Genomic DNA, 21,485 nt, shown 5'->3' on the forward strand with positions numbered 1-21,485 from the left:
TAATTTCGCCAAGATTCCCTCGTCGTTGATAACGCGCTGTCAGGGGGAAAGTGTTCAGCGAGGTGAGTAGGTTATGTTTATCAAGCAGCGGCATCTGGGCCTTTTATTCGCAGGGTTTGCCGTGATGGGGTTGGTTGGTTGTGATGTCGCATCAGAAGCGCAAGAGCCGCCAGCTCCGGTCCAAGTCTCGGTAGTAACCCTCAAAACAGAAGATCTGTTGGTGACCGAGGATCTGCCTGGCCGAGTTGCTGCTCTGCGTAACGCCGAGATTCGTGCGCAGATTGGCGGCATTGTGCAACGCCGCCTGTTTGAACAAGGGGCCGAGATCAAGGCCGGTTCTGTGCTGTTTCAGATTAACCCGGCCCCCTTCAAGGCTGATGTTGATAGTGCAGCAGCCTCCTTGCAGCGGGCTGAGGCTGTGTTTGTGCGAGCACGCATTCAGGTTGAGCGACTGACGCGCTTGATGCGATCGGAGGCGGTAAGTCGCCAGATGTATGACGATGCTGTTTCCCAGCGTGATCAAGCCGCTGCCGATGTGGCCCAAGCCAAGGCAGCCTTGGCGCGCAGCAAGCTGAATCTCGAATTTGCCAGCGTTGAGGCGCCGATATCGGGACGTATCGATCAAACACTGGTGAGCGAGGGAGTGCTGGTTTCGCCAACCGATGCTGCGCCCATGGCCAAGATTCTGCAAATCGACAAAGTCTATGTTGATGTGCGCCTGCCGGCTGCAGCATTGGATGCGTTGCGTCAGTTAGCTGACGCTACATCCGCGTCGTTGGCCGTCGAGATCCTCGGCAGTGATGGCAAGCCGCTTGGTATGCAGGGCCGTATTCTGTTTTCCGGCATTGAAGTGGATGCCGGAACCGGTGACGTATTGCTGCGCATTCTGGTCGATAACCCGCAGCGTCGTCTTCTGCCTGGCCTCTATGTTCAGGCGCGGATTCCTCGTGCGCATTACTCCGAATCGTTGAATGTGCCGCAACAGGCGGTCATCCGCACCGTGGGACAGGCCAGTGTGTGGGTGGTCGATGCTCAGGGTCAGGCACAACCTGTGGCCATCGAACTTGGTGAGCTGGTTGCCCGTCAATACCGGGTCGTGTCCGGGCTCAAGGCCGGACAACAGGTCGTTATTGAGGGGATCGAACGCCTGAGCCCGGGAACGCAGGTCGCCACGCATCCCTGGCAACCAGCTGCCAGCTCATTGATCAGCACCGATAAGCACTGAGTTCGGAGAGTTTGTCATGCCACAATTTTTCATAAATCGCCCGGTATTTGCCTGGGTGATCGCCCTGTTTATTGTGCTGGCCGGGCTTATCGCTATCCCTCAGCTACCAGTCTCCCGCTATCCGTCAGTAGCTCCGGTATCGGTCTCTCTCTATGCCACCTATCCGGGAGCGACACCACAGACACTCAATGATTCCGTGGTCAGCCTGGTCGAGCGCGAGCTGGCGGGGGTCAAGAATCTGCTCTATTTCGAATCCTCGGTCGATGCGTCGGGCAGCGCGCAGATCACCGCCACCTTCAAGCCGGGCACGGATGCAGAGCTGGCTCAGGTTGATGTGCAAAACCGTATCAAATCCGTCGAACCTCGCCTGCCGCAAGCCGTGCGGCAAAACGGTTTGCAGGTGGAGTCTGCCAACTCGGGATTCTTGATGATGGTCGGCATGACCTCGCCCAATGGCCAGTTTGATGAGGTGGCGCTAAACGACTACATGGCACGCAACATCGTTCAGGAGTTGCGCCAGATTGATGGTGTGGGGCGGGTACAGCTGTTTGGTGCCGAGCAGGCCATGCGTATCTGGGTCGATCCGAACAAGTTGGCTGCCTATGGCCTGACAATGAGCGAGGTGGCTCAGGCTATCGAGCAGCAGAATGCGCAGATAGCGCCCGGCCGGATCGGTGATGAGCCAACGCAACCGGGTCAGCGCCTTACTGTGCCCTTGACCATTCAGGGGCAACTGACTACGCCGGAGGAGTTTGCGGCGGTCGTTCTGCGAGCGGGTAGCGATGGCGCGAAAGTCGTGATCGGTGATGTGGCACGGGTGGAGCTGGGTTCACAGTCCTATGCGTTTTCTAACCGTCAGAATGGTGTTGCGGCAACGAGTGCGGCCATTCAGCTCTCGCCCGGCGCCAACGCGGTGCGCACCGCATCGGCTGTCCGTGAGCGGCTGGCCGAGCTGGCTCCGACCATACCGGCGGGGATGGCCTATTCGATCCCGTTTGATACCGCCCCGTTCGTCAAAGTCTCTATCGAGAAGGTCATTCACACCCTGCTCGAAGCAATGGTTCTGGTGTTTCTGGTGATGTACCTGTTTTTACAGAACCTGCGCTACACCCTGATCCCGGCGATTGTGGCGCCGATTGCACTGCTTGGCACCTTTACAGTGATGCTGCTGGCCGGTTTTTCAATTAACTCCCTGACCATGTTCGGGATGGTGTTGGCCATCGGTATCATCGTGGATGACGCCATTGTGGTGGTGGAGAACGTGGAGAGGCTCATGGTGACTCAGGGGCTGTCGCCGCGAGAGGCGACTTCACGGGCCATGCGGGAAATTACTGGCGCGGTGATCGGTATTACTCTGGTGCTGACTGCCGTATTTATCCCCATGGCGTTCGCAAGTGGCTCGGTAGGCATCATTTATCAACAATTCACCCTGTCGATGGCCGTATCGATCCTGTTCTCGGCCTTCCTCGCCCTGACCTTGACCCCGGCACTGTGCTCGACCCTGCTGCGGCCGGTTCTCAACCATCATCCGAAGGGTGGATTTTTTAGCGCATTCAACCGTCGCTTCGAGCAGCTGACCGTCAGCTACAGTGGACGCGTCGCCCGTCTGGCGACGCGCTGCGGGCGAATGATGGCAACCTTTGCTGCGATTTGTGCAGTGCTGCTGGTCGCGACCTGGCAGTTGCCTTCGTCCTTCCTGCCCGAAGAAGACCAGGGCTATTTCATGACCTCTATTCAGCTACCTACAGGGGCTACCAGTGAGCGCACGCTGGATGTGGTCAAAGCCTTTGAATCCCATGTGGCGTCACGCCCGGTGCTGGAAACCAATCTGGTGGTACAAGGCTTCAGTTTCTCCGGCTCCGGCCCCAATGCGGCCATGGCGTTTACCATGCTAAAAGATTGGGACCAACGTCATGGGGCTAGCACCAAAGAAGAGGCCGAGCTGGCGCAGCAAGCGATGGCAAACAGTGTCGAAGGCACTGTGATGAGCTTGATGCCACCCGCTATCGACGATCTCGGCACGACCTCCGGGTTTACTCTTTACCTGCAGGATCGCGGCAACCGGGGTGAGGCAGCTCTGTTGGCGGCGCAGGCGCAATTGCTGGCGTTAGCAGCCAAGAGCGAGGTGGTTAGCGATGTTTATCCGGATGGCCAGCCGCCTGGCGAAAGTATTCGGCTGGAGATCAATCGTCCCAAAGCCGAGGCTATGGGGCTCTCTTTTGCTACCGTGAGCAGTACCCTCTCGGCGGCGATGGGATCGCAGTACATCAACGATTTTCCCAACTCCGGCCGCATGCAGCAGGTGATTATGCAAGCTGACGCTCCGGCCCGTATGCAATTGGATGATGTGCTGGGACTGCGGGTGCGCAATGCTAATGGTGGCATGGTACCGCTGCGCGAAGTGGTCACCCCGGTATGGAGTGAATCTGCCCAGCAGATGATGCGCTTTCAAGGTATGCCCGCAGTAAGGATTGCCGGCAGCGCTGCGCCGGGTGTCTCCAGTGGCGCGGCGATGGCTGAGATGGAACACCTGGCCGCGCAATTGCCACAAGGTTTCGCTATTGCCTGGGTAGGGCAGTCGTTGCAAGAGCGTCAATCGGCGGCGCAGGCCCCGCTACTCATGCTGCTGTCAGCGCTGGTGGTCTTTCTGGTTCTGGCTGCACTCTATGAGAGCTGGTCAATTCCGCTGTCTGTCATGCTGGTGGTGCCACTGGGGTTGCTTGGGGCCGTAGCGGCCGTGATGTTGCGCGGCATGCCCAATGATCTGTTTTTTAAGGTCGGGATGATTACCATCATTGGCTTGTCGGCAAAGAACGCCATCCTGATCGTCGAGTTTGCCCGTCAGTTACATGCTGAGGGACGCACCTTGCTGGATGCCGCCGTCACCGCTGCACGCCTGCGCTTGCGCCCAATCCTGATGACCTCGCTTGCCTTTACTCTGGGTGTGGCTCCTTTGATGTTGGCGACGGGCGCCAGTGCAGAAACGCAGCATGCTATCGGCACCGGGGTCTTCGGCGGAATGATGAGCGGCACCCTGCTGGCGGTGTTCTTTGTGCCGGTCTTTTTTGTGTTTGTTACCGGCACACAGGAGCGCTTTACCGCATGGCGCGCGCAGCGAACAACTCAAACACCAGAGAATTGAAGTCCGGTAAAAAGCACGAATCGACGCCACATCGTACTAAAAACGAAAAAAGCCATTGTAAACAATGGCTTTTTCTTTAAATGAGCCGCGAGAATTACTCGATATTTTGAATTTGCTCACGCATCTGTTCGATCAGCACTTTCAGCTCGACGGCGGACTGGGTGACGTCGGCGTTGATCGACTTGGAGCCGAGGGTGTTCGACTCGCGGTTGAACTCCTGCATCATAAAGTCGAGACGACGGCCGCAGGCGCCACCTTTTTTCAGGATCTTGCAGGTTTCACCGATGTGCATCTGCAGGCGGTCGAGCTCTTCGGCTACGTCGATCTTCTGTGCCAGCAGCACCATCTCTTGCTCGAGGCGGGCCGGATCGAGCTCTACCTTGGCTTCTGCCAGCCGTTCGCTCAGTTTCTGACGCTGCCAGTCGAGGATCTGTGGCATCTGGCCACGCACCTTGACGACTTCGACATTGATGGCGTCGAGGCGCTGCTCGATCAAGGCCTTGAGATTGGCCCCTTCGCTGGCGCGCGAGGCGATAAAGTCGGTAAGGGTTTCGTCAAAACCGGCCATCAGGGCGCTGTTGACGGCATCCATGTCCTGTTCGGCGGCAGCCATCACACCGGGCCAACGTAGCACGTCAACCGGGTTGAGTTGGCCCTGACCGGCCTTTTTCATTACCCAGTTGGCGCTCTCGATGATGAGCTTGGCCAGCTCTTCATTGATGTGCAGCTGACCGGCCCCGGCCTGGGCTGCTTCGAAGCGCAGGTTGCACTCCACCTTGCCGCGCTGCAGGGCGTTCCGAAAGCGCTCACGCAGCACAGGTTCAAGGCTGCGCAGTTGCTCCGGCATGCGGATGTAGGTCTCGAGGTAACGCTGGTTGACCGAACGGATCTCCCAGACGGCGGTACCCCAGTCGCCCTTGATTTCCTTGCGGGCGTAGGCGGTCATGCTGTGGATCATGGGTGTGTCCCATTTGAGGAAAAGTACACAGAGTATACCCGTCGGGGGGGAAGGCGTCAGCCGCGCTGGCCCTTCGGGCTGATATTTGCTGCCCGATCACGTATACTCTTGCGCCAATTCAAGCCAGTCCAGAGGTCATCATGTCCCGTCCCAACGATCGCGCACTTGCTGCTGTCCGTCCGGTCACCATTACCCGCCAGTTCACCAAGCATGCCGAAGGGTCTGTGCTGGTTGAGTTTGGCAACACCCGGGTGCTGTGTACCGCCAGCGTCGATACCAGTGTGCCGCGCTTCCTCAAGGGCAAGGGCCAGGGCTGGGTCACTGCCGAATATGGCATGCTGCCGCGCTCCACCCACACTCGTATGAACCGCGAAGCGGCGTCTGGCAAGCAGGGTGGCCGCACCCTGGAAATTCAGCGCCTGATCGCCCGCTCCTTGCGTGCTGCGGTCGATCTGACAGCTCTCGGTGAGCACTCCATCACCGTGGATTGCGATGTGCTGCAAGCCGATGGCGGTACGCGCACGGCCTCTATCACCGGTGCCTGCGTGGCGCTGGTCGATGCCCTTAACTGGATGGTGGAGAAGGGCATGCTCAAGCAGAGCCCGCTCAAGCAGATGGTGGCCGCGGTATCGGTCGGCATCCATCAAGGTCAGGCGATCTGCGATCTGGAGTATGTCGAAGATTCTGCCGCCGAGACCGACATGAACGTGGTGATGACCGAAGATGGTCGCCTCATTGAGGTTCAGGGCACCGCCGAAGGCGAGCCGTTTACCCAGGAGGAGCTGATGACCATGCTGGCGTTGGCCCGTGATGGCATCGGCCAGATTATCGAGGTGCAGAAAGCCTCGCTGAAGTGATATGGAAACGCGGCATTGGCCGCGTTTTTTGTATCTGTTGTTTAACCCCCCACACCCAGCAATCAAGCAAGGAGCCAGGATGAAAGCCTATCAGCGTCAATTTATCGAGTTTGCCCTGGAGAAACAGGTTCTGAAATTCGGTGAATTCACCCTGAAATCCGGTCGCAAGAGCCCCTATTTCTTCAACGCCGGTCTGTTTTGCAGTGGTCGTGATCTGGCCCGTCTCGGCCGGTTTTATGCCGCTGCCCTGATGGATGCCGGCATCCAGTATGATGTGTTGTTTGGACCGGCCTACAAGGGCATTCCGATTGCATCGGCCACCGCCGTGCAGTTGGCTGAGCAGCACGATGTCGACACCCCCTGGTGCTTCAACCGCAAAGAGGCCAAGGACCATGGCGAGGGTGGCAATCTGGTCGGCAGCCCGCTCAAAGGCCGCATCATGCTGGTGGATGATGTGATCACCGCCGGAACCGCCATTCGCGAGTCGATGGATCTGATCCAGGCTAACGGTGCCACCCTGGCCGGGGTATTGATTGCGCTCGACCGTCAGGAGAAGGGCAAGGGTGAGCTCTCCGCCATTCAGGAAGTGGAGCGCGACTATCAGGCGCAGGTGATTGCCATCATCCAGTTGGGCGATCTGATCACCTATCTGGAAGAGAAGCCGGAGATGGCCGATCAGCTGGTCGCCATGCGCGCTTATCGCGCGCAATACGGCATCTGATCGAGTCAGCATAGGCGGGGCGTGCCAGACGCCCCGTTTTGATGACCAGGAGTCTGCCCATGTCGCTTGCGACCTTTCATCGCCTGATTACGCTGCTGGATGTAGAGCAGGCCCGTTATCGGGTGGTGGAGCATGCCAGTGCCGGCAAATCGGAAGAGGTGGCCAGGCTGCGCGGCACCCAGCTGGGTCAGGGCGCCAAAGGCTTGGTGTGTCATGTCAAAGGGAATGGCATCAAATGCCACGTTCTGGCTGTACTGCCGGCCGACTGTCAGGCCAATCTGGCCGCGTTGGCACAGGGGCTGGGCGGCAGCCGGGCTGCGCTGGCCAGTCCGGCCGAGGTCACGGCGCTGACCGATTGCGTCTTTGGCGCCATCCCACCGTTCAGCTTTCATCCCGACTTGCTGCTGGTGGCCGATCCCCTGCTGCGCGAGCGATTTGACGAGCTGGCATTCAACGCCGGTACGCTGGAGCGTTCGCTCATCCTTGCCAGCGCCGATTATCAGCGCATTGCGGCGCCGCGCTGGCTGCCGTTTGCTAACCTCGTGACCACCTAGATAAACGAAGGGGCGCAATGTGGCGCCCCTGTCGGTCAAATCTGGTCACTCTCGGCTATCGAGATGGGCCAGCCCATCTTCTGCTGACGTTCAATCTCAAGGCGTAGCTCGCTGGCGCGCAGGTAGTGCACGTCGAGCCAACCGGTCGGCAGGGTTAACAGCAAGCTATCGCCATTCGCCTGCAGCTGGAACTCCGGCACTGTGCCCTGAGTGCGTCGCATGCAGAGGATCAGGGCCAGACGCAACAAGCGGGCCAGCCGGATCGACTGGCGGGCGGTGACGGCACCCTGACGCTCGAGAGGCGTCAGTTTGAAGTCATCGCGCTGGTTGAACAGCAAGGCCGACAGCAGATGTTTTTGCGCTGGCGTAAAGCCCGGCATATCGATGTTATCGATGATGTAGGCGGCGTGCTGCGGGGCTTTTTTGTACTCGATGCAGAGGCCGATTTCGTGGAGCAGCGCGGCGTAACGCAGGATCGGCCGGCCATAGCGGCGCGACAGGCGCCAGGCGGCTTGCACCTGATTAAACGCTTCCACCACGGTGTCGCGCACCCGCTCGGCGTGTTCACGGTCGAGCTGATAGCGGTTAATCAGACTGTTGGCGGTACGATCGCGGGCATCGCAATCGTGGCTGTTGCCAAGCAGGCCATAGATCAGCCCTTCGCGCAGGGCACCACCGGCCAGCGTCATGCTCTCGATGCCGAGCACTTCGAACAGGGCAATCAGGATGGCCAAGCCGGACGGAAACACGGTCAGCCGCTCGGCGGTGAGGCCTTCGAGTTGCAGCTGATCGAGTCGGCCGCAGGCGATAGCCTGCTGCTTCAACTCTTGCAGCTTGGGCAGCGTCACGCGCTCGCTCTTGCCCTGTGCCAGCATGATCTCTTGCAGTGCCTGCACCGTGCCGGAGGCGCCGACACAGCTGTTCCAGCCCAGCGCCACATAGTCACCGGCCACATCGAGCAGAACGGCCTTGGCTGCGTCGATCGCTTGCTGGAAGCGCTCGGCTGAGAGTTCTCCATCGCCAAAGTGGTTATTTAGCCAGGTGACACAGCCCATGTGCAGGCTGCTCAGCAGTTTGGCCTCGCTCTGCTCGCCGATCACCAGCTCGGTGCTGGCACCGCCGATGTCGATGACCAGTCGGTTGCCTTCACCGGCCGAGGTCCAGGAGACCCCTTCATAGATGGTCTTGGCCTCTTCCTCGCCGGAGATAATCTCGATGCTGTGGTTGAGCACCCGTTCGGCCTCTTGCAGAAACTCTTCCACATTGGTGGCCAGCCGCAAGGTAGCGGTACCGACCACCCGGATATTCTCCGGTGGAATATCCTGCAACTGCTCGGCGAACAGGCGAAGACAGTCCCAGCCGCGCTCCATGGCGCTTTGGCTGAGACGGAAATCGGCATCCAGACCGGCCGCCAAGCGCACCTTGCGCTTGACCTTGGCCACGGTGCGCAGGGCACCGGCGACCTCGCACACCACCAGCATGTGAAAGCTGTTGGAGCCAAGGTCGATGGCGGCATAGAGAGGCGTACTGCTCACCGGGATCCTCAGCTCTTCTTGGGCGGACGGCGACGGTTGCCACCGCCACCCTGGCGGTCGCGCATGTTGCGGTTAACCGGCGGACGGTTGCGTTGCACGCGGCGCGGCGGGGTCACGTCATCCAGCAGAGCTTGGCGATCATACTTGCTGACCGGGATCGGATGGCGGATGTACTCCTCGATGGCCGGCAGGTTGAAGGCATAGTCTTCACAAGCCAGGCTGATGGAGTGACCGCTCTTGCCGGCCCGACCGGTACGGCCGATGCGGTGTACGTAGTCTTCGCAGTCGTCCGGCAGGTCATAGTTAAAGACGTGGGTTACGTCAGGAATGTGCAGACCACGGGCGGCAACGTCGGTTGCAACCAGAATATCGAGGCTGCCCTTGGTGAAGTCGTCGAGGATCTTCAGGCGCTTTTTCTGCGGTACGTCGCCGGTCAGCAGACCGACACGATGGCCATCGGCTTCCAGCCAGGCATGGATGTCTTCGCAGCAGTGCTTGGTGTTGGCAAATACAATAGCCTTGTCTGGCCACTCTTCTTCGATGAGGCTCAGCAGAAGCAGCATCTTGTCCTCGTTGGAGGGGTAGAAGAGCTCTTCTTTGATGCGAACGCCGGTCATCTGCTCCGGCTCAACCTGAACGTGAGTCGGGTTGGTCATGTGTTCATAAGCCAGCTCTTGTACGCGCAGCGACAGGGTGGCGGAGAACAGCATGTTGAGACGATCGGTGGCTGCCGGCATGCGGCGGAACAGGAAGCGGATGTCCTTGATAAAGCCCAGATCGAACATACGATCCGCTTCATCCAGCACCACGACCTGAATATTGGCCAGATCGATCACCTTCGACTTGTAGTAGTCGATGATGCGACCTGTGGTACCGACCAGGATGTCGACACCCTGTTCCAGCACGGCCAGCTGCTTGTCATAGCCTTCACCGCCATAAGCCAGACCGAGCTTGAGACCGGTGGTGGCAGCCATCCCCTCGGCATCCTTGTGGATCTGCACCGCCAGCTCACGGGTCGGTGCCATGATGATGGCGCGCGGTTGGTTGATGAGGTGGGGCTTGGTCAGAGGATGGGTGAGAAGATAGTTGAAGGTGGCGGCGAGGAATGCGATGGTTTTGCCTGTTCCTGTTTGCGCCTGGCCTGCGATGTCATGGCCTTCAACCAGCAGCGGCAGGGAGAGCGCCTGGATCGGCGTACAATAATGAAATCCCTTGGCTTCCAGACCGGCCAGCACTTCGGGTTCGAGGCCCATTTGGGCGAATTTTTCGTCAGTTAGATGTGTTTTGCTCATGGCCGTAGGTTATCAGGTTAGGCTTGCATTAATAAACAGGATCATTTCAAATAGGGCAACTATGGCCTTTATTGGCCTCTCAATAAAGCCTTATTTACTGACTGGAGTTGGATAATGAGTGACAAGATTGTTCAGCTGAGCGATGCCAGCTTCGAGGCAGATGTAGCTAGTTCTGCCACCCCGATTCTGGTGGATTTCTGGGCTGAATGGTGCGGTCCGTGCAAAATGATCGCCCCGATCCTGGAAGAAGTGGCTCAGGAATATGAAGGCCGTGTTACCGTGGCCAAACTGAACATCGATCACAACCCTGATACCCCGCCGAAGTTCGGCATCCGTGGTATCCCGACCCTGCTGTTGTTCAAGAATGGCGAAGTGGCTGCCACCAAGGTGGGCGCCCTCTCCAAGACTCAACTGAAAGAGTTTCTGGATAGCAACATCTGATGATCGATTCGAGGAGCGCATTGCAATAATGCGCTCCTTCTGTATCAGCAGGTGGACGCTACCCAGGATTGGTGCTACTTTATTGTTCGTTTGCTAATCTTCTTGCCGTTAATCCAACGGCTCCAAGCAACATCAGCAGTAACCCAGCAGACTTCCCCACACCTCACAATCCTTCTTACAGAATTTCATTGCTATGAATCTGACTGAATTAAAGAACACCCCTGTGTCCGAGCTGATTAAGCTGGGCGAATCGATGGGGCTGGAAAATCTGGCACGGGCCCACAAGAAAGACATCATTTTTGCCATCCTCAAGGCCCATGCCAAGAGTGGGGAAGATATCTTTGGCGACGGCGTACTCGAGATCCTGACCGATGGGTTTGGTTTCCTGCGTAGTGCCGACGGCTCCTATCTGGCTGGTCCGGATGACATCTATGTCTCCCCGAGCCAAATCCGCCGCTTCAACCTGCGTACCGGTGACACCATTGCCGGCAAGATTCGTCCGCCGAAAGAGGGCGAACGCTATTTTGCCCTGCTCAAGGTCGATAGCATCAACTACGACCGTCCGGAAAACGCCCGCAACAAGATCCTGTTTGAAAACCTCACTCCGCTGCACGCCAACGAGCGTCTGCGTATGGAGCGCGGTAACGGCTCGACCGAAGACATCACCGCCCGGGTTCTGGATCTGGCTTCGCCCATCGGTAAGGGCCAGCGCGGCCTGATCGTGGCGCCGCCCAAGGCCGGTAAGACCATGCTGCTGCAGAACATCGCCCAGAGCATCGCTTACAACCACCCCGACTGCGAACTGATTGTGTTGCTCATCGACGAGCGTCCGGAAGAAGTGACCGAGATGCAGCGCATGGTCAAGGGCGAAGTGATCGCCTCTACCTTCGACGAACCGGCTGCCCGCCACGTTCAGGTTGCCGAAATGGTGATCGAGAAGGCCAAGCGTCTGGTTGAGCACAAGAAGGATGTCATCATCCTGCTCGACTCCATCACTCGTCTGGCGCGTGCCTACAACACCGTGATTCCTTCCTCTGGCAAGGTGCTGACCGGTGGTGTGGACGCCAACGCCCTGCACCGTCCGAAGCGCTTCTTCGGTGCCGCCCGTAATGTCGAGGAAGGCGGTAGCCTGACCATCATTGCCACTGCACTCATCGACACCGGCTCCAAGATGGACGAAGTGATTTACGAAGAGTTCAAGGGCACCGGTAACATGGAACTGCACCTCTCACGCAAGATTGCCGAGAAGCGCGTCTATCCGGCCATCGACATCACCCGCTCCGGTACCCGTAAGGAAGAGCTGCTTACCACGCCGGAAGAGCTGCAGAAGATGTGGATCCTGCGCAAGATTGTCCATCCGATGGGCGAGATTGACGGCATCGAGTTCCTCATCGACAAGCTGGCGATGACCAAGACCAACGACGAGTTCTTCGACGCCATGAAGCGTCAGCAGAAGTAATCCGTCACGGTGCGACATCCGCGGCCTCCGGGCCGCGGTTTTCATTTGCGCGGCAGCACATTGCCGGCGCACTATAAACCAAGTGTTCCAAAGGGAATGGGAACGAATGAACAAGGTGTGGTGGTCGCTGCTGCTGTTGCTATGCAGCCACCTGGCACTGGCCAGCAGTAGTGAAACGGCGATCGGATGGAAGGTGGCAGACCATCTTCCCTATCTCGAGGAGCGCCTCAAGCAGGGACAGCTGGATGCCCTGGAGGCTTTGCTGGTTACCTTGCCTGACCCCGATGCCGAGCAGCTGCGCTGGCTGCTACTGCAATCGTTAAGTCCGCTGGAGCGCCCACAGGAGTCGGTGCGCAGCTGGGTTAATGCCCAGGCACAGCGGGTCGCCCAGGATTTTGACGAAATAACCCGTGATGGCTTTCTGGTCTCGCTACCTCGCCATGACTATCCGGCGCTGGCGCGCAATCTGCTGCAATCCTGGCAGCAACTCGACTGGCAAGCTCAATATTCAGTGCAGCTGCAGCAAGGCAATTTTGTGCTGCGTTCACTCTATCGCCTCAATAATCCCGATGTGATGCGTCAGCAGAGTGCTCTGCTGGCGGCCCTGCCCGGCGCTCCGCTGCCGGTATTGCAGGGATTGGCCCGCGAGCTGGCTCGCAGTGCCCTGTTCTTGCCCGATAACCAGTTGGCCTACGCCCTGCTGTCGCACACCGGAGAGCCAGAGCTGTTTCGCGCCTTATGGAGCCGGCCGGTGGATAGTGCTTCTTTGCAGGCGGTGTCGCTGGTGACCCGCTTCCATCAAGGCAGCACCGCTGGTGATCTGCTGCTGGCTGCCGCCCGTATTCCTGCCCTCAATTCGCGCGCCATGCTGACATTGGGCGGCTTGCAGCCGTTGCCGGTCAAGGCGCGTGACTATCTGCAGCGCGAGCTCGGCATCGGACCGCAAGGGGTGTCCCTGTCGCGGCTGCTGAAACCACGCGAGGAGTCGCTGCAGCTGATTCTGCTAGCCGACCGCCTGTTGCACGATCAGATGGGACCGGCAAAACGGCCCGAACTGGGTCGCCCGTAATCGGGCTTGCAGGTATACTGTCCGCTCTTGAATTCGGAGCATAGACTCATGAAATACAAGGATTTACGCGATTTTATCGGACAGCTGGAGGCCGCTGGCCAGCTCAAGCGGATCAGCCACGAGATCGATCCCTACCTCGAGATGACCGAGATTTGCGACCGGACCCTGCGTGCCGGTGGTCCGGCCCTGCTGTTTGAAAATCCCAAAGGCTATGCCATGCCGGTGCTGGCCAATCTGTTCGGCACGCCGGACCGGGTCGCTATGGGGATGGGGCAGCCGGACGTGGGCGCCCTGCGCCAGGTCGGCACCTGGCTCTCCTATCTCAAAGAGCCGGAACCGCCCAAGGGATTTCGCGAGTTGATGGAGAAGCTGCCGATCTTCAAGCAGGTGCTCAACATGCCGACGCGCAACCTCTCGTCGGCGCCCTGTCAGGAGATTGTGTTGACCGGTGAACAGGTTGACCTCGATCGCCTGCCGATCCAGCACTGCTGGCCGGGTGACGTCGCCCCGCTGGTCACCTGGGGCCTCACCGTGACCCGTGGGCCCTATAAGAAACGGCAGAATCTTGGCATCTATCGCCAACAGAAGATCGGCAAGAACCAGCTCATTATGCGCTGGCTCGATCATCGCGGCGGGGCCATCGATTTTCGTGAGTGGCAGGAGGCGCATCCTGGTGAACGGTTCCCGGTTGCGGTGGCGCTTGGCGCCGATCCGGCCACCATTCTCGGCGCCGTGACGCCAGTGCCGGATACGCTCTCCGAATATGCCTTTGCCGGGCTGCTGCGCGGCAGTCGCACCGAAGTGATCAAGGCGGTGAGCTGCGATCTGGAAGTGCCGGCCAGTGCCGAGATTGTGCTGGAGGGCTATATCGAGCCAGGCCAGCTGGCACCGGAAGGCCCTTATGGCGATCACACCGGTTATTACAACGAGGTGGACGAGTTCCCGGTCTTTACCATCACCCACATGACGATGCGTAAAGATGCCATCTACCACACCACCTACACCGGGCGGCCGCCCGATGAGCCGGCGGTGCTTGGCGTGGCGCTCAACGAGGTGTTCGTTCCGCTGCTGCAAAAGCAGTTCCCCGAGATCGTCGATTTCTACCTGCCGCCGGAAGGGTGCTCTTACCGGATGGCGGTGGTCACCATCAAGAAGCGTTATCCGGGCCATGCCAAGCGGGTGATGCTGGGGGTCTGGTCGTTCCTGCGCCAGTTCATGTATACCAAGTTCGTGATTGTTTGCGATGACGATGTGAACGCCCGGGACTGGAAGGATGTGATGTGGGCTATCACCACCCGGATGGACCCGGCGCGTGATACCACGCTCATTGAGCACACGCCGATTGATTACCTTGATTTTGCCTCACCGGTATCCGGGCTGGGCTCCAAGATGGGGTTGGATGCCACCAATAAGTGGCCGGGTGAAACCAGCCGCGAATGGGGCACGCCAATCGTTCAGGATGAGGCGATCAAGCAAAAGATTGATGCGATCTGGGATGAATTGGGTATTCTCGACTAATGGGTACATCCACAGCGGGATGCCCACAATAACGATGACATGAGCGTGGTGGCGAGCCACCGAATAAGGAAATCAATGCAGCGTATCAAGTGCCGCGTAACCGAGTTGCGCGAAGTAGTAGAGACTATCTGGCACGTGGCTCTCGAGCCGGTGCAGGAGGTCACATTCAAGGCGGGCCAATACCTGCTGGTGGTGATGAGCAATTCGGACAAGCGCCCGTTCTCGATTGCCAATGCCCCGACCCGTGCCGGGTTGGAGCTGCAAATTGGTGCCACCCCCGAAAATGCCTATGCCGGCCAGGTCCTGGCCCGCATGCGTGAGCAGGGTGAGATTGAGGTCGAACTGGCCGCTGGCAAGGCGTTCTTGCGTGACGAATCGCCCCGTCCGTTGATCCTGATGGCAGGCGGCACAGGCTACTCCTATGTCCGCTCCATTCTGCAGCAGTTGGTCGATAGTGGCAGCCAGCGCCCGGTATTTGTTTACTGGGGCGTACGTCAGGCCCACTGGATCTATGAGTCGGATGAGATGAAGGCGCTTGAGAGTCGCTATGCACCGCTCACCTTTATTCCGGTGGTGCAAGAGCCGGATCAGCAGTGGCAAGGTCGTACCGGCCTGGTCCACAAGGCCATCATGGATGACTTCGTCAGCCTCAACGAGTACGACATCTATGTCGCTGGCCGCTTTGAGATGGCTGGTGCTGCGCGTGAAGACTTCAAGCTGCTGGGCGCTGAGCCCGAGCGTATCTTCGGCGACGCTTACGAATTTATCTGATGCCAGCGCCCTTCGGACTCGCTCCGGGGGGCCATCGGCAACTGTCCAGTTTTCCTTCGCCGCACCATCGGGATGCAATGCACGCCTCAATCGCCGCCAATCGCTGAAACGAGACAGCCGATTGCCCGGTTTACGGTTTTCTGATTGAAAAAAGAGCCGTGCCTCTATTCCTGTCTGTGCGGTTTCCCGTTAAATTCCATCATATTGCCATCCTAACAACGATGGTCTGCACGGCTGGACAGATGTCCACTACCCGCAGCAAGAACCTGACCAGCTGGCGTGCCAGCCCTAGGAGTATGTGGTATTGACCGGAGAGTCTGTAAACCCGGCTGAAGGTGTGCCCCTCGGGCAGTGCCTCGGTGATCCGCAGGTTGGGCATGAATGTGACCCCGTCCAGCAAGAGCTTGCTCGTTTGCGTGCAGAAGTGGCGCGCCTTGAGGAAGACAACCGCCTGCTGCTCGAGAAGCTCAATGCCACCCTTGATGGCACCGGTATCTGTGTCTGGCAGGGAATGGTGCGTACCGGCGAGCTGCGGGTGTTTAACCTGCAGAATTTTCGGGAAGGGGATATGGCGCCGCACTTTGATGTGTGGCGGGCCAAGTTGCATCCGGAAGATCGCGAGCATGCGCTCGGTAGTTACTTTGGCCACCTCAGCGGCCAGTTGCCGTTTTATGAGGCGGAGTACCGCACCATCAATCCGAAAGGCGAGATCACCTGGCTGTGGGATCGCGGACGAGTGTTGGAGTGGGACTCTCACGGTGAGCCGGTGCGTATCATGGGCGCTCATATCGATGTCACCCAGCGCAAAGAGTACGAGCGTCGCCTCTCCCTGCAGGCCAATACCGATGCATTGACCGGTCTACTTAACCGGCAGGCATTTCGGCATGCGTTTGAACAGCGCAGTCAGCGCACCAGTGGGGCGCTGATGTTTATCGATCTGGATGATTTCAAGGTGGTCAATGACCAGCTTGGCCACGTGTGTGGCGATCGGGTCTTGCAGCGCATGGCCGACTGGCTGCGCAGCATGCTGCCTGAGTCAGCCCTGTGTGGTCGCTATGGCGGTGACGAGTTTGTGGTGCACGTCCCTGGCGCCACTCATCATACCTTTGGTGAGCTGGCCGATGCGCTGTTGGCGCGGGCGGTGGAGTATGTGCCTGATCCCAACAGTCTGCTGCGGGTGGGGATGAGTATCGGCATTGCGCTGTGGCATGAACCCGGCATCAGCTTTGAGCAGGCGCTGGAGGTGGCAGACCGGGCCATGTATCAGGCCAAAGAGCGCGGCAAGCTGGCCTGGCATCAGCTTAACGTGTCATTCGAATAGACAAAACCCCCGCATTGGCAGGGGGTTTGTTATGACAACCAGCAGTTATTCTTGCTTGGCGGCCAGTTGTTGCTCAAGCTGCTCCAGCTTGGTTTCCAGTGCAGCCAGCTTCTCACGAGTGCGCAGCAGTACCTTGGTCTGCACGTCGAACTCTTCGCGGCTCACTAGGTCCAACTTGCCCAGCTGGGCTTGCAGTACCTGACGCACCTTCTTGTCTACCTCTTCGCCCATGCTCTTGATCCCGGGCGGCATGGCGTTGTGGATCTGCTTGGCAATTTCTTCCAGTTTCTTCGGGTCAATCATGGCAATCTCCTTGTCATTGCCGCCATTTTACCGCCTTTTGCCCACTTGTGCCGCGCCTGCCTGCACACTTTATGCGGCAAGCGTGTCGCGCCGCTTATTGGGTGCGCTCCTGCTGCAGATGCACCACCTGCTGCGGGAAGGGGATCTCGATACCTTCGGCATCAAACGCCAGCTTTACCTTTTCGTGAAAATCGAACCAGACCGGCCAGTAATCGGCGCTGTTAACCCAGGGGCGCACCACGATGTTAACCGACGAGTCGGCCAGTGCCGCCACGGCAATGGTGACCTCGGGCGTGCGCAGAATACGGCTGTCTTCGGCTACTAGCCGCGCCAGTATGCTCTTGGCTTTGCGCAGGTCAGAGCCATAGCCAATGCCGAAGGTCATATCGACCCGGCGCTGAGCCATGCGTGAGTAGTTGACGATGGTGCCATTGAGAATGGCGGAATTGGGTACCACCACCATCTTGTTGTCACCGGTGGTGAGTGTGGTGGTAAACAGTTGTACCGACTGTACCACGCCGGCGGTTCCCGCCACCTCGATAAACTCACCGGCCTTGATCGGGCGGAAGATGATGAGCAGGAACCCGGCAGCAAAGTTAGAGAGCGAACCTTGCAGGGCCAGACCGATAGCCAGACCGGCGGCACCGATGATGGCGACAAACGAGGCAGTCTGCACCCCGACCCGGCCCAGCGCAGCAATCACCACGAAGACCAGGATGGCGTATTTGAGGATGCTGCCGACAAACTCGGTCACGGTGGCGTCGAGACGGCGCGCCTTCATCACCTTGACCACGCCGCCACTGAGCAGATTGGCGGCAAAGTAGCCCACCAGCAGCGTGAGTAGCGCAGCGGCGATGTTCACCGCATATTCGATGATGAGGCCCTGATTGTGGACCAGCCAGCTCTGTGCCTGGTTGATGATCTCCGGTTCCATCGTGTTTCCTCGTGCAAGGTGGGTGATGGACCATTAAATCATGCGATGGCGACAGTAATCGTCGCGCAAAATCACAGGGGAGGCAGCGGCCTCCCCTGGCGATCAGCTTTGCAGCAGTTGATTGCGGATAAACAGCCACTGCTCCTCGAAGCCGGCGCTGGGCCTGAGCTTGAATTCGGAGCGGACAAACTGGCTGATGCGCCCTTCGGCATAGGCCAGCAGCAGGTTGGCCAGCATGGTCTCGTCGAGTTGGAAGCCCTGGCCTTCGCGCAGGCGTTTTTCACGCAGCACCTGCTTGATCTGGGTCTCCAGCTTGTCAAACAGCAGGCCGATGCGATCGCGCAGGCGGTCGTTCTCACCGAGCAGAGCATCGCCGTTGAGGATCCGGGTGATACCGGGGTTGCGTTCGGCAAACATCAGCAGCAGTTGCAGGATGTGATGGCAGCGGGCCATGGTGTCCTTCTCTTCTGCCATGATGATGTTGACCCGCGACAGCAGGGAATCCTCGATAAAATCGATCAGCCCTTCGAACATGCGGGCCTTGCTGGGAAAGTGCCGATACAGCGCCGCTTCCGACACGCCGACCTCGGCAGCCAGCCGGGCCGTGGTGATGCGTTGCCCAGGGCTGGTCTCCAGCATCCTTGCCAGGGCCTGCAGAATTTGCTCCCGTCGGCTCTGCTTCAATTGACTGCTTGCCATATTTTCCCCTAAAACAAAGGCTTATCTTTATTCTTTTGGCCTTTCCCAGGACCAGTCAGCATTCATTGCCGGCCGGAAGAGCCGAAACCACCTTCCCCGCGCTCACTCTGATCAAACTCAGCGACCACCTGGAAGCTGGCCTGAACTACCGGCAGGATCACCAGCTGGGCAATCCGCTCGCCCGGTTGCATGGTGAACGTATCCTTGCCGCGGTTCCAGACCGAGACCATCAGCTGGCCCTGATAATCCGAGTCAATCAGACCGACCAGATTGCCCAGCACGATTCCGTGCTTATGACCCAGCCCGGAGCGGGGCAGGATGGTGGCGCACAGTCCCGGATCCTTGATGTGAATGGCCAGACCGGTCGGCACCAGGGTGGTATCACCGGGCGCCAGCGTCAGCGGTGCATCCAGCAGGGCGCGCAGGTCCATACCGGCAGAGCCCGGCGTGGCATAGGCGGGCAGCGGATAGGTGTCACTACCGATACGGGAGTCGAGGATTTTTACTTCAATCTGTGTCGTCATGGATGCTTGTAATGTTACGGGCGACCACGGTGGTCGCACTGATAATGTTCAACCACCAGTGTCAGCAGGTGGCGGGCAATCGACAGCTTGTCGGCCAGCGGCAGCTCTTGGCTACCACCTGGCCAGAAGACCGTCAGTGCATTGTCGTCAGAGTTGAAACCCTGACCGGCACGGGAGACATCATTCGCTGCGATCATGTCGAGACGTTTACGCTGCAGTTTGCCGAGGGCGTATTGTTCCACATCCACCGTTTCAGCGGCAAACCCGACGGTAAACGGCTTGTTCGGCAGGGCGCCCACGCTGGCGATGATGTCCGGGTTTTTCACCAGCGTCAGTACCAACTCTTCATTATCGGCGGTTTTTTTGATTTTCTGAGGGCTGATGGCTGCAGCGCGATAGTCGGCCACGGCGGCGCAGCCGATAAAAATCTGACTGTCAGCCACGGCAGCGTGCACGGCATCGTGCATCTGCTGCGCGCTCTCCACGTCGATACGGGTCACGCCAGTCGGTGTCGGCAGGTTGACTGGCCCGCTCACCAGCGTCACGCGCGCCCCCATTTCGGCGGCGGCGCGAGCCAGCGCAAAGCCCATCTTGCCGGAGCTGTGATTACTGATAAAACGCACCGGATCAAGAGCCTCGCGGGTCGGGCCAGCGGTCAACAGAAGATGCAGTCCGGCCAGTGGTTGAGGGCCTTGCAGCTGCAACGCGCAGCGCTGTACCAGTTCCAGCGGGTCGAGCATGCGCCCCGGCCCTACATCGCCACACGCCTGACTGCCCGAATCCGGGCCCCACAGCAGAATGCCGCGACTGGCCAGGGTGGCCAGATTGGCTTGGGTGGCGGGATTACGGTACATCTGCTGGTTCATGGCCGGCGCCAAGGCCACCGGTGCCGGTGTCGCCAGACAGAGGGTGGTGAGCAGCTCATCGCCCATGCCGGCGGCCATGCGCGCCATCAGGTTAGCGCTGGCGGGGGCGATCAAGACCAAATCAGCCCATTTCGCCAATTCGATATGGCCCATGCCAGCTTCAGCGGCCGGGTCGAGTAGGCTGTCCGCCACCGGATGGCCGGAGACAGCTTGCAGGGTCAGCGGGGTGATGAACTCCTTGGCCGAGCGGGTCATGACGACACGCACGTCGGCGCCCTGATCTTTCAGGCGGCGCACCAGCTCTGCGCTCTTGTAGGCAGCAATGCCGCCGCTGATGCCAAGCAGAATTCGCTTATCAGCCAGTTCCATGGGGTTGTCCGAAGTCGTGATGACAGGCTGGCTAAGATATCACACCACCCGCGCCAGGACAGAGGCCCAGCTCAAGTTGCCGGATAGCCAGCAGCGACTATGGTTTTGTCAGGTCGGGGAGGGCATCGCATGGCAATCAAGGATTGGCCGGCCGCAGAGCGGCCACGGGAAAAGCTGTTGCAAAAGGGGGCGCAAGCCTTGTCAGATGCTGAATTGCTGGCAATTTTTCTGCGCACCGGAGTGAGCGGCATGGATGCGGTGACGCTGGCCCGCACTCTGTTGCATCAGTATGGCTCGCTGCGGGCGCTACTTAGCGCCGAGCGGCGCGATTTCTGTCGTGGCCATGGCTTGGGCGAGGCCAAGTTCGTGCAATTGCAGGCCGTACTGGAGATGGCGCGCCGCCATCTGGCCCAGCAACTGGAGCGGGGGGATGCCCTGACCAGCCCACAGCTGACGCGGGATTATCTGCAGGCCAGCCTGCGCGACCGGGAGCGCGAGATCTTCGTGATCCTGCTTTTGGATAACCAGCATCGGGTGATCCATCAGGAGGAGTTGTTTCAGGGAACTCTGGGCTCTGCCAGCGTCTGGCCACGGGAAATTGTGCGGATCGTCCTCAAACATAATGCAGCCGCCGTCATTCTGGCGCATAATCACCCATCCGGCGTGGCTGAACCCAGCCGGGCCGATCGACAGTTGACGGAGCGGATCCTCTCTGCACTGGCCCTGATCGATGTGCGAGTCTTGGATCATCTGGTGATCGGTGATGGCATCACGGTTTCCTTTGCCGAGCGCGGTTGGTTATAACGGCGCTGGGCCCCGTTTTAGTTGATCTTTGATCGTGGATGCTGTATAAAATGCCGCCTTCTGTTTGCCCCGCAATCGAAGGCCAGCGGGGCAAATATTTGCTCGAGCAAGAAGTAAGATTTG

At 59.1% G+C, this 21,485-nt stretch carries 20 protein-coding genes; 12 read left to right on the forward strand and 8 right to left on the reverse strand.

Annotated features, from left to right (window positions below; all coding sequences use genetic code 11):
• Nucleotides 1-73: 73 nt before the first annotated feature.
• Both BW958_RS13050 and BW958_RS13055 read left to right on the forward strand, forming a co-directional pair.
• Nucleotides 74-1,225, forward strand: a complete 1,152-nt coding sequence (locus BW958_RS13050; RefSeq protein WP_076576190.1) for an efflux RND transporter periplasmic adaptor subunit — start codon at nucleotides 74-76, stop codon at nucleotides 1,223-1,225.
• Between the two features lie 16 nt (nucleotides 1,226-1,241).
• A complete protein-coding gene (locus BW958_RS13055) occupies nucleotides 1,242-4,367 on the forward strand; it encodes a multidrug efflux RND transporter permease subunit (protein ID WP_076576191.1) in 3,126 nt (1,041 codons plus the stop codon).
• A 94-nt stretch (nucleotides 4,368-4,461) separates the two neighbouring features.
• Here the strand turns inward: BW958_RS13055 and BW958_RS13060 are convergent, their stop codons facing one another.
• Nucleotides 4,462-5,325: a YicC/YloC family endoribonuclease gene (locus BW958_RS13060; protein WP_076576192.1), complete on the reverse strand. Its 864-nt coding sequence runs from the start codon at nucleotides 5,323-5,325 to the stop codon at nucleotides 4,462-4,464.
• 140 nt (nucleotides 5,326-5,465) lie between these two features.
• On the opposite strand from BW958_RS13060, the gene rph reads away from it, so the two are divergent.
• From rph to BW958_RS13075, 3 genes are all read left to right on the forward strand, one after another.
• Complete coding sequence (gene rph / locus BW958_RS13065) at nucleotides 5,466-6,182, forward strand: ribonuclease PH (protein WP_076576193.1); 717 nt, start codon at nucleotides 5,466-5,468, stop codon at nucleotides 6,180-6,182.
• A 79-nt stretch (nucleotides 6,183-6,261) separates the two neighbouring features.
• Nucleotides 6,262-6,903 (forward strand): orotate phosphoribosyltransferase, encoded by a 642-nt coding sequence (pyrE, locus tag BW958_RS13070; RefSeq protein WP_076576194.1) that lies wholly within the window; start codon nucleotides 6,262-6,264, stop codon nucleotides 6,901-6,903.
• 59 nt (nucleotides 6,904-6,962) lie between these two features.
• On the forward strand, nucleotides 6,963-7,457 hold the full coding sequence (locus BW958_RS13075; RefSeq protein WP_076576195.1) for a YbaK/EbsC family protein: 495 nt from the start codon (nucleotides 6,963-6,965) through the stop codon (nucleotides 7,455-7,457).
• Between the two features lie 35 nt (nucleotides 7,458-7,492).
• On the opposite strand, the gene gppA is transcribed toward BW958_RS13075, so the two are convergent.
• Together gppA and rhlB are read right to left on the reverse strand one after the other, a co-directional pair.
• Nucleotides 7,493-8,992, reverse strand: coding sequence for a guanosine-5'-triphosphate,3'-diphosphate diphosphatase (gene gppA, locus BW958_RS13080; protein WP_076576196.1), 1,500 nt, complete (start codon nucleotides 8,990-8,992; stop codon nucleotides 7,493-7,495).
• An 8-nt stretch (nucleotides 8,993-9,000) separates the two neighbouring features.
• The gene (gene rhlB, locus BW958_RS13085; RefSeq protein WP_076576197.1) at nucleotides 9,001-10,284 is read right to left on the reverse strand and encodes an ATP-dependent RNA helicase RhlB; all 1,284 of its coding nucleotides are present in this window, start codon (nucleotides 10,282-10,284) and stop codon (nucleotides 9,001-9,003) included.
• 114 nt (nucleotides 10,285-10,398) lie between these two features.
• On the opposite strand from rhlB, the gene trxA reads away from it, so the two are divergent.
• From trxA to BW958_RS13120, 6 genes are all read left to right on the forward strand, one after another.
• Nucleotides 10,399-10,725 carry a thioredoxin TrxA gene (gene trxA, locus BW958_RS13090; protein WP_076576198.1) on the forward strand — a complete coding sequence of 109 codons (327 nt, stop codon included), beginning with the start codon at nucleotides 10,399-10,401 and terminating at the stop codon, nucleotides 10,723-10,725.
• A gap of 193 nt (nucleotides 10,726-10,918) precedes the next feature.
• A complete protein-coding gene (gene rho / locus BW958_RS13095; protein WP_076576199.1) occupies nucleotides 10,919-12,184 on the forward strand; it encodes a transcription termination factor Rho in 1,266 nt (421 codons plus the stop codon).
• Between the two features lie 106 nt (nucleotides 12,185-12,290).
• Nucleotides 12,291-13,253, forward strand: coding sequence for a hypothetical protein (locus BW958_RS13100; protein ID WP_076576200.1), 963 nt, complete (start codon nucleotides 12,291-12,293; stop codon nucleotides 13,251-13,253).
• Nucleotides 13,254-13,301: 48 nt separating this feature from the next.
• Nucleotides 13,302-14,771, forward strand: a complete 1,470-nt coding sequence (gene ubiD, locus BW958_RS13105) for a 4-hydroxy-3-polyprenylbenzoate decarboxylase (RefSeq protein ID WP_076576201.1) — start codon at nucleotides 13,302-13,304, stop codon at nucleotides 14,769-14,771.
• Between the two features lie 75 nt (nucleotides 14,772-14,846).
• Nucleotides 14,847-15,542 (forward strand): NAD(P)H-flavin reductase, encoded by a 696-nt coding sequence (gene fre / locus BW958_RS13110; RefSeq protein ID WP_076576202.1) that lies wholly within the window; start codon nucleotides 14,847-14,849, stop codon nucleotides 15,540-15,542.
• A gap of 304 nt (nucleotides 15,543-15,846) precedes the next feature.
• Complete coding sequence (locus tag BW958_RS13120) at nucleotides 15,847-16,863, forward strand: GGDEF domain-containing protein (RefSeq protein ID WP_083687337.1); 1,017 nt, start codon at nucleotides 15,847-15,849, stop codon at nucleotides 16,861-16,863.
• Nucleotides 16,864-16,908: 45 nt separating this feature from the next.
• Here the strand turns inward: BW958_RS13120 and BW958_RS13125 are convergent, their stop codons facing one another.
• From BW958_RS13125 to coaBC, 5 genes are all read right to left on the reverse strand, one after another.
• Complete coding sequence (locus BW958_RS13125) at nucleotides 16,909-17,166, reverse strand: ubiquinone biosynthesis accessory factor UbiK (RefSeq protein ID WP_076576205.1); 258 nt, start codon at nucleotides 17,164-17,166, stop codon at nucleotides 16,909-16,911.
• 94 nt (nucleotides 17,167-17,260) lie between these two features.
• Nucleotides 17,261-18,100, reverse strand: coding sequence for a mechanosensitive ion channel domain-containing protein (locus BW958_RS13130; RefSeq protein WP_076576206.1), 840 nt, complete (start codon nucleotides 18,098-18,100; stop codon nucleotides 17,261-17,263).
• 102 nt (nucleotides 18,101-18,202) lie between these two features.
• Nucleotides 18,203-18,799: a nucleoid occlusion factor SlmA gene (gene slmA, locus BW958_RS13135; protein ID WP_076576207.1), complete on the reverse strand. Its 597-nt coding sequence runs from the start codon at nucleotides 18,797-18,799 to the stop codon at nucleotides 18,203-18,205.
• A 62-nt stretch (nucleotides 18,800-18,861) separates the two neighbouring features.
• Nucleotides 18,862-19,323, reverse strand: a complete 462-nt coding sequence (gene dut, locus BW958_RS13140; protein WP_076576208.1) for a dUTP diphosphatase — start codon at nucleotides 19,321-19,323, stop codon at nucleotides 18,862-18,864.
• Nucleotides 19,324-19,337: 14 nt separating this feature from the next.
• A complete protein-coding gene (gene coaBC / locus BW958_RS13145) occupies nucleotides 19,338-20,558 on the reverse strand; it encodes a bifunctional phosphopantothenoylcysteine decarboxylase/phosphopantothenate--cysteine ligase CoaBC (protein WP_076576209.1) in 1,221 nt (406 codons plus the stop codon).
• Nucleotides 20,559-20,687: 129 nt separating this feature from the next.
• Between coaBC and radC the strand changes: the two genes are divergently transcribed.
• On the forward strand, nucleotides 20,688-21,362 hold the full coding sequence (gene radC / locus BW958_RS13150) for a RadC family protein (RefSeq protein ID WP_076576210.1): 675 nt from the start codon (nucleotides 20,688-20,690) through the stop codon (nucleotides 21,360-21,362).
• Nucleotides 21,363-21,485 lie beyond the last annotated feature (123 nt).

Source organism: Aeromonas sp. RU39B, assembly GCF_900156095.1.
In the GTDB taxonomy this organism is placed as follows: Bacteria; Pseudomonadota; Gammaproteobacteria; order Enterobacterales; family Aeromonadaceae; genus Aeromonas.